This is a genomic window from Dickeya parazeae Ech586 (assembly GCF_000025065.1).
Classification (GTDB): Bacteria; Pseudomonadota; Gammaproteobacteria; order Enterobacterales; family Enterobacteriaceae; genus Dickeya; species Dickeya zeae.
Window position 1 is genome coordinate 2,282,479 of sequence record NC_013592.1, and the last position, 13,188, is coordinate 2,295,666.

General features: G+C 51.5%; 13 protein-coding genes and 1 pseudogene. 7 read left to right on the forward strand and 7 right to left on the reverse strand.

What is annotated here, in order from left to right; genetic code table 11:
• The first annotated feature begins 88 nt into the window (after positions 1-88).
• Positions 89-1,330 (forward strand): glycoside hydrolase family 30 protein, encoded by a 1,242-nt coding sequence (locus DD586_RS09960; RefSeq protein WP_012884684.1) that lies wholly within the window; start codon positions 89-91, stop codon positions 1,328-1,330.
• Between the two features lie 170 nt (positions 1,331-1,500).
• Here DD586_RS09960 and DD586_RS22480 read toward each other — a convergent pair.
• Together DD586_RS22480 and DD586_RS09965 are read right to left on the reverse strand one after the other, a co-directional pair.
• Positions 1,501-1,587: pseudogene (locus tag DD586_RS22480) on the reverse strand (NIPSNAP family protein); the annotation flags it as partial.
• A 77-nt stretch (positions 1,588-1,664) separates the two neighbouring features.
• Positions 1,665-2,309: a TetR/AcrR family transcriptional regulator gene (locus tag DD586_RS09965; protein WP_012884685.1), complete on the reverse strand. Its 645-nt coding sequence runs from the start codon at positions 2,307-2,309 to the stop codon at positions 1,665-1,667.
• Between the two features lie 105 nt (positions 2,310-2,414).
• Here DD586_RS09965 and DD586_RS09970 point away from each other — a divergent pair, with 105 nt between their 5' ends.
• Positions 2,415-3,107 (forward strand): DAPG hydrolase family protein, encoded by a 693-nt coding sequence (locus tag DD586_RS09970; protein WP_012884686.1) that lies wholly within the window; start codon positions 2,415-2,417, stop codon positions 3,105-3,107.
• Positions 3,108-3,417: 310 nt separating this feature from the next.
• Here DD586_RS09970 and ychF read toward each other — a convergent pair whose 3' ends face one another.
• Positions 3,418-4,509 (reverse strand): redox-regulated ATPase YchF, encoded by a 1,092-nt coding sequence (ychF, locus tag DD586_RS09975; RefSeq protein ID WP_012884687.1) that lies wholly within the window; start codon positions 4,507-4,509, stop codon positions 3,418-3,420.
• A 129-nt stretch (positions 4,510-4,638) separates the two neighbouring features.
• Complete coding sequence (pth, locus tag DD586_RS09980; RefSeq protein WP_012884688.1) at positions 4,639-5,226, reverse strand: aminoacyl-tRNA hydrolase; 588 nt, start codon at positions 5,224-5,226, stop codon at positions 4,639-4,641.
• A 272-nt stretch (positions 5,227-5,498) separates the two neighbouring features.
• Here pth and ychH point away from each other — a divergent pair, with 272 nt between their 5' ends.
• Complete coding sequence (ychH, locus tag DD586_RS09985; RefSeq protein ID WP_012884689.1) at positions 5,499-5,768, forward strand: stress-induced protein YchH; 270 nt, start codon at positions 5,499-5,501, stop codon at positions 5,766-5,768.
• Positions 5,769-6,100: 332 nt separating this feature from the next.
• On the opposite strand, the gene prs is transcribed toward ychH, so the two are convergent.
• The 3 genes from prs to lolB all read right to left on the reverse strand — a co-directional run bounded on the left by prs (position 6,101) and on the right by lolB (position 8,674).
• The gene (prs, locus tag DD586_RS09995; protein WP_012884690.1) at positions 6,101-7,048 is read right to left on the reverse strand and encodes a ribose-phosphate diphosphokinase; all 948 of its coding nucleotides are present in this window, start codon (positions 7,046-7,048) and stop codon (positions 6,101-6,103) included.
• A 129-nt stretch (positions 7,049-7,177) separates the two neighbouring features.
• Complete coding sequence (ispE, locus tag DD586_RS10000) at positions 7,178-8,050, reverse strand: 4-(cytidine 5'-diphospho)-2-C-methyl-D-erythritol kinase (protein ID WP_012884691.1); 873 nt, start codon at positions 8,048-8,050, stop codon at positions 7,178-7,180.
• Between the two features lie 3 nt (positions 8,051-8,053).
• Entirely contained in the window at positions 8,054-8,674 is a 621-nt protein-coding gene (gene lolB / locus DD586_RS10005) for a lipoprotein insertase outer membrane protein LolB (RefSeq protein ID WP_012884692.1), read from the reverse strand.
• Between the two features lie 210 nt (positions 8,675-8,884).
• Here lolB and hemA point away from each other — a divergent pair, with 210 nt between their 5' ends.
• The 4 genes from hemA (at position 8,885) to sirB1 (ending at position 13,155) form a co-directional block, all read left to right on the forward strand.
• The gene (hemA, locus tag DD586_RS10010; protein ID WP_012884693.1) at positions 8,885-10,141 is read left to right on the forward strand and encodes a glutamyl-tRNA reductase; all 1,257 of its coding nucleotides are present in this window, start codon (positions 8,885-8,887) and stop codon (positions 10,139-10,141) included.
• 46 nt (positions 10,142-10,187) lie between these two features.
• Entirely contained in the window at positions 10,188-11,273 is a 1,086-nt protein-coding gene (gene prfA / locus DD586_RS10015; protein WP_012884694.1) for a peptide chain release factor 1, read from the forward strand.
• On the forward strand, positions 11,270-12,118 hold the full coding sequence (gene prmC / locus DD586_RS10020) for a peptide chain release factor N(5)-glutamine methyltransferase (protein WP_012884695.1): 849 nt from the start codon (positions 11,270-11,272) through the stop codon (positions 12,116-12,118). Before prfA ends, prmC begins: the two co-directional genes overlap by 4 nt.
• A gap of 227 nt (positions 12,119-12,345) precedes the next feature.
• A complete protein-coding gene (gene sirB1, locus DD586_RS10025; RefSeq protein ID WP_012884697.1) occupies positions 12,346-13,155 on the forward strand; it encodes an invasion regulator SirB1 in 810 nt (269 codons plus the stop codon).
• The last annotated feature ends 33 nt before the right edge of the window (positions 13,156-13,188 follow it).

A 13,188-nucleotide genomic window follows, 5' to 3' on the forward strand; every position in this document is an offset into this window, starting at 1 on the left:
TTATAGGCTGTCCCCATTAGTATCAGAAATAATAATTTTGATTATTTCCAATTATTTCCTAATGTTCATGTTATTAAGGATGGATGCTATGAATGGAAATGTTAGTCTCTGGGTTCGTCATTGTTTACATGCGGCTCTATTTGTTTCGGCTACGGCAGGTTCTTTCTCTGTATATGCTGATACAGTAAAAATTGACGCAAACGTTAATTATCAAATAATTCAAGGTTTTGGTGGAATGAGTGGGGTGGGGTGGATCAATGATCTCACCACGGAACAAATTAATACTGCATACGGGAGTGGGGTTGGTCAGATAGGGCTGTCGATTATGCGCGTCCGAATTGATCCAGACTCCAGTAAATGGAATATACAGCTTCCGAGTGCACGTCAGGCTGTTTCACTGGGAGCCAAAATAATGGCTACCCCCTGGTCACCACCCGCTTATATGAAAAGTAACAACAGCCTGATAAACGGCGGCCGTTTGTTGCCGGCAAATTATTCTGCCTATACTTCGCACCTGCTGGATTTCTCCAAATATATGCAGACTAACGGTGCACCGTTGTATGCTATTTCGATACAAAATGAGCCAGACTGGAAGCCGGATTATGAATCCTGCGAATGGAGCGGGGATGAATTTAAAAGCTATCTCAAATCGCAAGGATCCAAGTTTGGCTCTCTCAAAGTCATTGTCGCGGAGTCGCTAGGTTTTAACCCGGCGTTAACTGACCCGGTATTGAAAGACAGTGACGCATCAAAATATGTGTCAATCATCGGTGGGCACCTGTATGGCACGACGCCTAAGCCCTATCCGTTAGCACAGAATGCCGGTAAGCAACTGTGGATGACCGAACACTATGTTGATTCCAAACAGTCGGCTAATAACTGGACGTCGGCGATTGAGGTGGGCACTGAACTGAATGCCAGCATGGTGTCAAACTATAGCGCTTACGTCTGGTGGTATATTCGTCGTTCGTATGGATTACTGACAGAAGACGGTAAAGTCAGTAAGCGGGGTTATGTGATGTCACAATATGCCCGCTTCGTTCGCCCTGGTGCTCTGCGTATTCAGGCAACGGAAAATCCCCAGTCAAATGTTCATCTGACTGCTTATAAGAATACCGATGGAAAAATGGTGATTGTTGCGGTCAATACCAATGACTCCGACCAAATGCTATCGCTGAATATCAGTAACGCCAACGTGACTAAATTTGAGAAATACAGCACGTCAGCATCACTGAACGTTGAGTATGGCGGCTCGTCCCAGGTTGATAGTAGCGGCAAAGCAACGGTATGGCTGAACCCGTTAAGTGTGACAACGTTTGTCAGCAAATAATGTGGCGTATTAACCTGTATTAGTCACGACACTGTCTGACCAATCAGTCTGAAAGCATGAGAGTTACCGATTGTGGTAGGGGACAAATACCCTGAAGTAAACATAAAAGGTAGCTCTCATCCCATTATGTAATACAACCCGCGGCGTATGCACCGGGTGATGCCAAAATGGTGTAGGGGAGCGCTGATTTCCCGCATGATGTTGTGAAAAGGCGGCTCCGGTGCTTTTGTGTATTGCAGTATCTCGACGGTTCTCAAAGCGTTACCTCTGTCAACGGCTTGTGTATGCATCCATAAGATTGGACCCAAATGATCAGAATCGAAATGGCAGCATGTTATTCATTATCTTGCTTGAATATGAGTAAAATGAATTGCATGCAAGAATTCAGATGTGCCTCAATGGCCTCATTCTCAACGGGATAAATTAAGCCAATCGCAGCCTGCCGAAGAGGTTCTGCGACGCACATAGCGAGTATTGCTTTGGCACTGATATCTGCTGGTAATATCGGCCACCAGCCATGATTTTGCTGCCGTCTTATCCAGTCAGTTAGTAATTGTTGGCCCCGTTCTATACCATTTTCATGGTATCTCTTCAGCAGTTCCTCCTTACCCGGAAATTGAGTATTGAGAAGCCGGAACATTTTCACTGCCGTTTCTGATAGTGCCTGGCTACAAATCGCCGCCAGTAATTTTCTTAAGGTTGGTAAAACGTCATTCTTACTACTCGGATCGATTTGTAAGAGTGGGGCATAATTATCAGTCCAGTTCCGTACTGATAGGCCGAGCAGTTCTTCCCGATTCTTTGCAAAGCGATATACCGTTTTTTTGGCTACGCCAGCATGTGCTGCAACTGCTTGTATTGTTGTTGCGTCATACCCTTCATCAAATAGCAACGTCATCGTGCTGCTGATTATCTGCTTCTTCACTTCTTCCTGGGGGGCAGAGGGGCGTCCGCGTAGTTTGGGAGGGAGTGTTGGCATATGAACTCCTTTTGGCTTGTCATATAACCATTCTATAGGCTACATTTAGGAAACGCACGTCGTTTCCTAAATGTTGTGTATTTCCCGATTTTACTGGAGAAAAAAATGCGAAAACAAAATATCGCCCGGCCATGGCTTGATCATTCAGCATTGCTTGATCCCTCCCCAATGCCACTGGAGACAGGCATTAAGCGTCTGGATGATGGGAGTCTGATGGTCGCTGTGCGCACTGACTTACATGGTTGCAAAGGACGGATGATTGACTGGTGGTTTACCTTTTTTGAAACGACACAGCATATAAAGTGGTGGCATCCCATTGATCATGTTGAGCATTGCGGTTGGGACGCCAACTGGAAGCGTGGAGAAAGTTTTTACGGCGCAAGCATATATGCCATCGAGTCGTTAGCTGAGATTCCGCCCATCCCCGCCCGTCTGAAATTCCATCATCCCGCAGCAATATTTGGAGAAAAAGCTGTGGAAAAGGCGATGGCTGACGATTGCATCTCGGCAATTATTGCCGCAAGGGTAGGCTTCGGTGAAGAAACTGAACTGGATAGCCTGGGTGATCCATTGGACGGGCAGATGTTACATGTTGTTCGAGATACGCCTTTTGGATGCGTGCTGCGTAGCCGCTTTATTCTTGGTATGAGTAATGATGATCCCTCTAATCCCGCAGATGAAATTGGATTAGCGCTTATGCGACACTGTTATACTGAGTTCACGTTCCTATCTCGTTTCCTGCCTTCTCTATATTATGGCGAGAAAGCTAATGATGAAAAAATTGCACTTCCTTGGTAAGACTAACCGGATCGGGAAATAATCCGACTCTGCCACGGTTTCAGCCACCGGATCACAACGGTTATCGGATGTTCAGCGCACGGTCATCTGAGTTTGCAGCAGGCTGGCGAAACGGGTGAACAGCTGGCATGACTAACTGACGGTTGTATCTAATACTGTTGGCAGGTCACTCCTTGTCTTCATAGCGGCCGAGCTGTGGTGAACTCATTCGAAACACTATGCAATAAAAAATCCACGCAATCGCGTGGATTTTCTGGGCTTATTGGCTTTCGTGAGATTCTTTGAAACCCCATAAGACAACAAATTTTATTTAGACGTTAAACAAGAAGTTCATAATATCGCCGTCTTTAACGATATATTCTTTCCCTTCTGAACGCATTTTACCGGCTTCTTTGGCACCTTGTTCACCTTTGTAAGTGATGAAATCATCAAAGGCGATGGTTTGGGCGCGGATAAAGCCTTTCTCGAAGTCGGTATGAATTTTACCGGCTGCCTGCGGAGCCGTCGCGCCGACTGGGATGGTCCAGGCGCGGACTTCTTTCACCCCGGCGGTGAAATAGGTCTGCAGGTTCAGCAGTTTGTAACCGGCACGAATCACGCGGTTTAGCCCCGGCTCTTCCAAGCCCAGTTCAGCCATGAATTCGTCGCGCTCGGCGTCATCCAGCTCGGCAATATCTGACTCCACCGCCGCACAGACAGGAACCACCACCGAACCTTCGCTGGCAGCGATTTCACGCACCTGATCCAGGTAGGGGTTGTTTTCGAAACCGTCTTCATTCACGTTGGCAATGTACATGGTTGGCTTTAACGTCAGGAAACTCAGGTAACGAATGGCAGCTTTCTCTTCTGCACTCAGATCTAAGGCGCGAAGCATGCCAGCCTTTTCCAGTTGCGGCAGGCATTTTTCCAGCGCAGCTTGCTCAATTTTAGCGTCTTTGTCACCGCCTTTGGCTTTCTTCTGCACACGGTGCAGCGCACGTTCACAGGTATCCAGATCCGCCAGAGCCAGTTCGGTGTTAATGGTATCGATATCTTCCGCCGGGTTCACTTTACCCGCAACGTGGATGATATTTTCATTCTCAAAGCAACGTACCACATGGCCGATGGCTTCGGTTTCACGGATGTTGGTCAGGAACTGGTTACCCAGACCTTCACCTTTGGAGGCACCTTTTACCAGACCGGCGATATCCACAAATTCCATGGTGGTGGGGATGGTACGTTGCGGCTTGACGATCTCAGCCAGTTGGTCGAGGCGTAGGTCCGGCATCGGCACAACGCCGGTGTTGGGTTCGATAGTACAAAACGGAAAGTTGGCCGCTTCGATACCGGCTTTGGTCAGCGCGTTGAACAGAGTAGATTTACCCACGTTAGGCAGCCCAACGATACCGCATTTGAATCCCATGTTTATGTCACCTTAAAAATCACTAATCATCAGGCTTTGCGTGTAAAAAGCCTGTCAGAATGGAAAAAGTCAGTCTTGATGCTAATTATACACATAATGTGGCATGAACTCGATCCACCCGATGTTTCATCACGATGCTTTGAACGCATGCAGGCGGTTCATGGCTTTGACCATGTCTTCTTTCATCAAAATATCGGTACAGCGCAAGGATTCGTCGATAGCCTGATCGATCAGCGTCTGTTCGCTGACAGGCGGCTTACCGAGTACGAATCCCACCACTTTGTTTTTATCGCCCGGATGGCCGATACCGATGCGTAAACGGTGGAAATTGGGGTTGTTGCCCAGTTTACTGACGATATCTTTCAGCCCGTTGTGACCACCGTGACCGCCGCCGAGTTTCAGCTTGGCAACACCGGGTGGCAAATCCAGTTCGTCGTGCGCTACCAAAATTTCATCAGGCTGGATGCGATAGAAGGTTGCCATCGCAGCTACAGCTTTACCGCTCAGATTCATGAACGTTGTCGGCACCAGCAAACGTACATCGTTGCCTGCCAGAGACAGGCGTGCGGTATAACCGAAAAATTTACTCTCTTCTTTCAGCGGCTGTCGGTAGGCGTCAGCCAGGCGGTCAACGTACCAGGCGCCCGCATTGTGGCGGGTGGCGGCGTATTCGGCACCAGGGTTCGCCAGACCTACAATCAATTTGATACCACTCACAGTTGCATACCACTCATTATTGGATACGACTCACGCGATACGTTTTCAAACGGCCAGGGGCGTGCCACGTATCTGGGGAATTGGCAAAGCCGGTAGTGTAACGCAGGGGCAGTTGATCACCAACATGTGATCCTTCACGCAACCCCAGGCGGAGGGGCTGCTTATACTGTGAGCAGATCAGAAGGACACGCAGCACTATTTTAATTATTCACCGTGGTCTAATTATTTTCCCTGGTCTGATTATTTCCACTGGATATTTCTGGAGGTGAAATATGAAACGTAGAAATGCTGTGAGAGTGGGCAACGCATTCATGGGATTGGGTCTGTTGCTTATGGTTGCCGGAATAGCGTATTCGATTGCTAATCAACTGCCTGAATTAAATCTGCCGGGGTCGCTCTATTATGTAGAGTTACTGGCTATTTTTGCTGGTGCTATTTTGTGGCTGACAGGTGCACGTATTAGTGGTCGTGAGAGTGTGACGGACCGTTACTGGTGGCTGAAGCATTTTGATAAACGCTGCCGCCGCGAGCGTCATCCTTGAGTCACGCGTAGCTTAAGACGTAATCGACTCGTCGGCCGCAGGCGGGGTTATATATACCCGTCATATTTCACGTTGCAGGCGTGTGTTGGCGTTTTACTCGATCCATAACGAGGCCCAAGCGCATCGTTCAGCTGTGAATGTTCAACGTATGAATGTTCAAAACAGAACGTATTGCCCTGCAACCCGAATGAGGTGGGGGAGATATTCACCAGCATCGGGTAAGAAGAATAAAGACGGGTATAAATAATACGCATCGTCATAATGTGATGCCAATAAAAACGCCACCGGATAATAATGCTCCGGTGGCGTCGCCTTGCTAACCGAAATATCGATTAATGCTCGAACATCGCGGAAATAGATTCTTCGTTGCTGATGCGGCGGATAGCTTCAGCCAGCATGCCAGATAATGTCAGCGTGCGTACATTCGGCAGTGACTTAATATTTTCCGATAGCGGGATGGTATCGCAGACAATCACTTCATCAATGACAGAGTTCTTGATGTTCTCGTAAGCGTTGCCGGAGAAGATCGGGTGGGTAGCATAAGCGAAGACACGTTTGGCACCACGCTCTTTCAGCGCTTCTGCCGCTTTGCACAACGTGCCACCGGTATCGATCATGTCATCAACCAGTACGCAGTCACGACCCGCTACGTCACCGATGATATGCATCACCTGAGAAACGTTGGCACGAGGGCGGCGTTTATCGATGATAGCCATGTCGGTATCGTTCAACAGCTTCGCGATAGCACGGGCGCGAACCACACCGCCGATATCCGGAGAAACCACGATCGGGTTATCCAGACTCTGTTGCAGCATGTCTTCGAGCAGGATTGGGCTACCGAACACGTTGTCTACCGGAACATCAAAGAAGCCCTGGATCTGCTCGGCATGGAGGTCCACCGTCAGGACACGGTCAACACCGACGCTGGAGAGAAAATCAGCCACGACTTTAGCCGTAATCGGCACGCGGGCGGAACGCACACGGCGATCCTGACGGGCATAGCCGAAATAGGGGATGACAGCGGTAATACGTCCTGCGGAAGCGCGGCGCAGGGCATCAACCATAACGACCAGCTCCATCAGGTTATCGTTGGTGGGAGCACAGGTCGACTGGATGATGAAAATATCACCACCGCGTACATTTTCGTTGATTTGTACGCTGACCTCGCCGTCGCTAAAACGACCAACAGCAGCGTCGCCCAGACTGGTGTACAAACGGTTGGCAATACGTTGTGCTAGTTCCGGCGTAGCGTTACCAGCAAAAAGCTTCATATCAGGCACGAGAAGAACCTCAAGCTTGCGTCCAGAGAAATATTCCGCCTGCGGAAGGCCGTGTGTCGTACCGCAAGCAGGATATACATACGGGTGTATGGAAAAGATCGTTAGAGCACCACGGTCGGCGGTGGTGTTTTAGCAACCCTTAAATTGCCCGGAAAGCTGTTGTTGCAGTGGAGAAACGTTCATTCCACGGGCAACAAAACCCTGTAAACCTTCCGGGGCCCGGTCTAACACCTGACGAGCGGCGGACTCGGTGTCGAATTCGGCAAACACGCAAGCGCCGGTGCCAGTCAGGCGCGACGGTGCGTATTCTAACAGCCATAAAAGTCGCTCTTCAACCTCACGAAAACGTTTTCTTACGACGGCTTCACAATCGTTGCTGAAAGTTTGTGTCAGTAACTGTGACAAGGGGCGTACTGGCGAGTCTCGCGTCAGGTCTGGATCGCCAAAGATAAGCGGGGTAGGAATACTCACACCGGGATGCACCACCAGATACCATTTTTCCTCAGGTGAGGCGGGGGTGAGCTGTTCTCCCACGCCTTCAGCGAATGCGGCGTGCCCGTGCACAAATACCGGTACGTCCGCCCCTAACTTCAGGCCCAGCGCGGCCAGCGTGTCCACGGGAACCTGACTGTGCCACAACTGATTGAGCGCCACCAGCACGGTGGCGGCGTTAGAGGAGCCACCACCCAGACCGCCCCCCATCGGCAGACGTTTATCGATACTGATATCAGCGCCGGCAAACGGTAATCCGGCCTGTTGGCACCACGCCTGCAACAAACGGGCGGCGCGAACCACCAGATTTTGTTCATCGGGAACACCGGGCAGCGGCGTCAGCAGCACGATGTGTTGATCCTGACGTGGGGTAATGGTCAGCGTGTCGCCGTAGTCCAGAAACTGAAACAGCGTTTGCAGATTATGATACCCGTCCGGTCGGCGACCGGTGATGTACAAAAACAGATTCAGCTTGGCCGGGGAAGGCCAGCGGTTACTTGCAGTCGCCATGATTTATTGCGTCGTCCAGTTGTCCATTTTCAGTTTGATGCGCTGCTCGCCCTGAGTCAGCTCCAGATTCTGCGGCAATGGCAACGGGCCGTCGATATAGGACAGGTAGGAGACATTCCAGTGCTGATCGCCTTGCTGATAGTTGACGCTGCGCAGCAGGGCATGTTCGTCCAGTGTGAAATCCTGTGCGTCGCCCGGCAGACCAAGCATCCACTGGCGTAAGTTGTCGAGCGGAATCGCCATGCCGGTTAACTGTTGGACCATGTACTGTGCGTCTTTACCCATGTAGCGTTTGCCCTGATTGTCGGTTATCTGTACCAGGTCCGGGCTTGCCTGAAGCTCCAGTTCCGTGCCGCCAAGCGGGTTGGTGAGTAACAGACGGTAGCGCTGTGGGGAGGGCTGCTGCCAGAAAAAACGGGCATACAGTTTTTTCCTATCAGAAATATAGGCAAACGATCCGCGCGTTTGATAGTGGGTCAAATTTTGTACTTTCTGCTCGTGTTCACGCCACTCGGGAGAGGTGGTTTTTTTACCCGGTAGGGAGGGCTGAGTCAGGGTACAGGCTGTCAGTAACACACTCGCCAAAGGCAGTAACCGTAAGGCTTGGGTGGGTTTATTGGGCATGTCGAAGAGGTCCTGTTACAAGCATCATAGGTTCACAACAAGGCGTCACGCTAGCGGGGTTGACTGGCAGCGTCAATCCTTGTGATGTTACCTGGTAAGACGTTGATGATGTGAGTCTAGTCAATCGGGGTTACTTTTCTTGCCCGCAGGCTTCAAGTAGAATGCCCCTCAGATGAAACCCATACTAACACCGGGATTACTCTGTAGACCATGACCCTGCTTGCGCTTGGTATCAATCATAAAACAGCACCAGTCTCTCTTCGCGAGCGCGTTGCGTTCTCGCCGGACAGACAGGGGCAGGCGCTGCACAGTCTGCTACAACAGCCGTTGGTTCAGGGCGGTGTATTGTTGTCTACCTGTAACCGCACAGAGCTGTATCTGAGTGTGGAAGAGCAGGAAAACCGGCACGAACAGTTAATCGCCTGGCTGTGTGATTATCACCAGCTCAACCCTGATGACATCCGCAAAAATCTCTACTGGCATGAAGGCAACGCTGCCGTCAGCCATCTGATGCGTGTCGCCAGCGGATTAGATTCTCTGGTGTTGGGTGAACCCCAGATTTTAGGACAGGTCAAAAAAGCGTTTGCGGATTCTCAGCGCGAGCGTTCGCTGTCAGGCGATCTGGAGCGCATGTTCCAGAAATCATTCACCGTCGCCAAACGGGTTCGAACCGAAACGGATATCGGTGCCAGCGCGGTATCGGTCGCGTTTGCTGCCTGTACATTGGCCCGGCAGATTTTTGAATCGCTGGCGGATGTCAATGTGCTATTGGTCGGTGCAGGCGAAACCATCGAACTGGTATCCCGCCATCTGCGTGAGCACCGTGTGAAGCGGATGGTAATTGCCAACCGTACGCGTGAGCGCGCTCAGGCACTGGCCGAAGAAGTGGGTGCTGAGGTTATTACGCTGGCGGAGCTTGACGCACATTTACCGCAGGCGGATATCGTCATCAGCTCTACCGCCAGTACATTACCTATCATCGGTAAAGGGATGATGGAGCGCACGATGAAAGCGCGCCGCAACCAACCGATGCTGATGGTGGATATCGCGGTGCCGCGTGACATCGAGCCGGAAGTCGGGCGGTTGCCGAATATTTACCTGTATAGCGTGGATGACCTGCAGGCGATCATTCAGCATAATCTGGCGCAGCGCAAAGCGGCGGCGATTCAGGCTGAATCCATCGTGCAGCAGGAGTGTTCAGAGTTTATGGCGTGGCTGCGCGCGCAATCAGCGGTAGATACTATCCGGGATTATCGCTCTCAGGCGGATAGCCTGCGTGAAGAGATGACAACCAAAGCGCTGGCGGCAATACAGAATGGCGGTGATGTTGAGGCCATCGTGCAGGAACTGACGCACCGCCTGACCAACCGCCTGATCCATGCGCCTACCCGTTCGTTACAGCAGGCCGCCCGTGATGGCGATGTTGAGCGTTTGCAGATTTTGCGTGACAGCCTCGGCCTGAACTAGCATTCTTCTCCCCCCAAATGATTCAACACAGGATTGAACTGCCCGCATGAAGTCTTCTATTGTTGCCAAACTGGAAGCGTTACAAGAGCGCCATGAAGAGGTGCAGGCGCTGCTGGGAGAACCCAGCGTGATTGCCGATATGGACCGTTTCCGGGCGCTGTCCCGCGAGTACGCGCAACTTACCGACATTACCCGTTGCTTTGAGCGCTGGCAGCAGACGCAAGATGATATCGAAACGGCCGAATTAATGCTGGACGATCCTGAAATGCGTGATTTGGCACAGGACGAACTGCAGGCGGCTAAAGTAGCCAGTGAAGATCTGGAACAACAACTGCAGGTGCTGCTGTTGCCAAAAGATCCTGATGATGAACGTGGCTGCTTTCTGGAAATCCGGGCCGGTACGGGCGGTGATGAGGCCGCGTTATTCGCCGGTGACCTGTTTCGTATGTACAGCCGTTACGCTGAGTCCCGCCGCTGGAAGGTCGAAATCATGAGCGCGAGCGACGGCGAGCACGGAGGCTACAAAGAAGTGATTGCCAAGGTTGTTGGCGATGGTGCCTATGGGCAATTGAAATTCGAATCCGGTGGTCACCGTGTTCAGCGCGTGCCAGCCACCGAATCTCAGGGGCGTATTCATACGTCCGCCTGCACGGTGGCCGTGATGCCGGAAGTGCCGGAAGCAGAGTTACCTGACATCAATCCTTCTGATTTGAGAATCGATACGTTCCGTTCCTCCGGTGCGGGTGGGCAGCACGTCAACACCACAGATTCCGCTATCCGTATTACCCACCTGCCGACCGGCATTGTGGTGGAGTGCCAGGATGAGCGTTCGCAGCACAAGAATAAAGCCAAGGCGTTGTCGGTGTTGGCTGCCCGAATTCGCGCAGCGGAAATGCACAAGCGCCAACAGGAAGAAGCCTCTACCCGGCGCAACTTGTTAGGGAGTGGTGACCGCTCTGACCGCATTCGAACGTACAATTTCCCACAAGGGCGAGTGACGGACCATCGTATTAACCTGACGCTCTATCGCTTGGATGAAGCGATGGAAGGCAAGCTGGATATGTTGATTCAGCCTATCGTGCAGGAATATCAGGCTGACCAACTGGCAGCGCTGGCTGAGCAGGATCAATGAATTATCAGAGCTGGTTGAAACAGGCGACAGTCCGGCTTCAGGCAAGCGATAGTCCAAAGCGGGATGCTGAAATCCTGCTGGAGCATGTGACCGATAAACGCCGTACGTTTCTGCTGGCGTTTGGCGAAACTGAACTGACTGATGACGAAGTTTTGGCGCTAGAATCCCTGCTGGCACGGCGTGTAAACGGGGAGCCGATTGCTTATTTGGTCGGGTACAGGGAATTTTGGTCGTTACCGCTGGCAGTATCGCCAGCGACGCTGATCCCACGGCCGGATACCGAATGTCTGGTCGAGCAGGCGCTGGCCGTATTGCCCGACGGTGCGTCATCGGTGCTGGACCTGGGGACCGGTACCGGGGCGATAGCGTTGGCCATTGCCCATGAGCGGCCTGACTGTCAGGTTGTGGGTATTGATCGTCAACCGGATGCGGTCGCGTTGGCAAGCCAGAATGCCCGCCGACTGGGGATCCATAATGCCCGATTTTTGCCGGGCGATTGGTTTTCGCCGTTAGCCGGACAGCGATTTGCCGTCATTGTCAGCAACCCACCGTACATTGATGAGCATGATCCGCACCTGTTGCGTGGCGATGTGCGTTTTGAACCCGCCAGTGCATTGGTAGCGGGTGCGCAAGGATTAGCGGATTTACAGCACATTATCCGACAGGCGGGTGACTTCCTGCTGGATGACGGCTGGCTATTGCTCGAACACGGCTGGCAGCAGGGAGAGGCGGTTCGGGGACTGTTGTCGCAGCAGGGTTTCGTACAGGTGAAAACATACCGTGATTATGGTGATAATGAGCGAGTGACGCTGGGGCAATGGCCAGCCGGTACGCCTGACCAGTAATAAACCCCGTGGGGGCCTCTGGCGGCACAACTTGAACAGGATCACATTGGTAATGATTAGCGGTCATTATCGCTTGAGGTTCCAGACAGAGCTGCTGACGAACACGCGATTTGGCATTATTATCGGATTCGCTGGCGCGACCGGACTCGCGAGGCGTGTGGGCAGCGGTTATGAGGTTCGCTTTTCAGGCGTGCAGCTGACGTTATCTTTGCTTTGATGGAATAACTATGAGTTCTATTGCTGATTTTGAATTTAACCAGTCATCCTTAAGCGAAGGTGTGATCCTGGTCTCCCAGTCGATACGCCGCGATTTTTCCGCGCAGGAAGTGAAGCAAAATCTGCAACAGCTTGTTGATGAAGCGCGAGCGACTATCTCCGCCGATTTGGATCAGGATCAACAACTGGAGCAGTTGATTGACCTCTTTTTCCATACCTGGGGTTTTGGCGGTGCCAGCGGTGTATACCATTTGTCTGACGTGCTATGGCTGGACAAGGTGCTGGCTACCCGACAGGGGATGCCGGTGTCGCTCGGGATTATCTTCCTGCATATCGCTCATCAGTTGGATCTGCCACTGATGCCTGTGATTTTCCCCACTCAACTGATTTTACGTGCGGATTGGCTTGATGATGAAATGTGGCTGATTAATCCGCTAAATGGCGACACGCTGAGCGAGCATGTGCTTGAGGTCTGGCTGAAAGGTAATATCGGCCTCTCTGCCAGACTGCTGGATAGCGATCTGGATGAAGCGGAAAACGTGATGATTGTTCGTAAATTATTGGATACGCTCAAAGTTGCGTTGATGGAAGAAAAGCAGATGGAGCTGGCGCTGCGTGCCAGTGAGGCCGTGTTGCAGTTTGACCCTGAAGACCCGTATGAAATTCGTGACCGTGGTTTGATTTATGCGCAGCTGGACTGTGATCATATCGCGTTGTCAGACCTGAGTTACTTTGTGGAGCAGTGCCCGGAAGACCCGGTCAGCGACATGATCAAAAAACAGATTCACTCCATTGAACATAAGCAGATTGTGCTGCATTAGTTCGGGGCATCACCGGAAATCCGAATATCTGAT

Bases quoted from the DNA above. Each gene is read 5' to 3' on its own strand.
- prmC (WP_012884695.1), top strand. From the start codon at position 11,270: ATGAATTATCAGAGCTGGTTGAAACAGGCGACAGTCCGGCTTCAGGCA.
- sirB1 (WP_012884697.1), top strand. From the start codon at position 12,346: ATGAGTTCTATTGCTGATTTTGAATTTAACCAGTCATCCTTAAGCGAA.
- ychF (WP_012884687.1), bottom strand. From the start codon at position 4,509: ATGGGATTCAAATGCGGTATCGTTGGGCTGCCTAACGTGGGTAAATCT.
- lolB (WP_012884692.1), bottom strand. From the start codon at position 8,674: ATGCCCAATAAACCCACCCAAGCCTTACGGTTACTGCCTTTGGCGAGT.
- ispE (WP_012884691.1), bottom strand. From the start codon at position 8,050: ATGGCGACTGCAAGTAACCGCTGGCCTTCCCCGGCCAAGCTGAATCTG.
- DD586_RS09965 (WP_012884685.1), bottom strand. From the start codon at position 2,309: ATGCCAACACTCCCTCCCAAACTACGCGGACGCCCCTCTGCCCCCCAG.
- DD586_RS09960 (WP_012884684.1), top strand. From the start codon at position 89: ATGAATGGAAATGTTAGTCTCTGGGTTCGTCATTGTTTACATGCGGCT.
- DD586_RS09970 (WP_012884686.1), top strand. From the start codon at position 2,415: ATGCGAAAACAAAATATCGCCCGGCCATGGCTTGATCATTCAGCATTG.
- hemA (WP_012884693.1), top strand. From the start codon at position 8,885: ATGACCCTGCTTGCGCTTGGTATCAATCATAAAACAGCACCAGTCTCT.
- prfA (WP_012884694.1), top strand. From the start codon at position 10,188: ATGAAGTCTTCTATTGTTGCCAAACTGGAAGCGTTACAAGAGCGCCAT.
- ychH (WP_012884689.1), top strand. From the start codon at position 5,499: ATGAAACGTAGAAATGCTGTGAGAGTGGGCAACGCATTCATGGGATTG.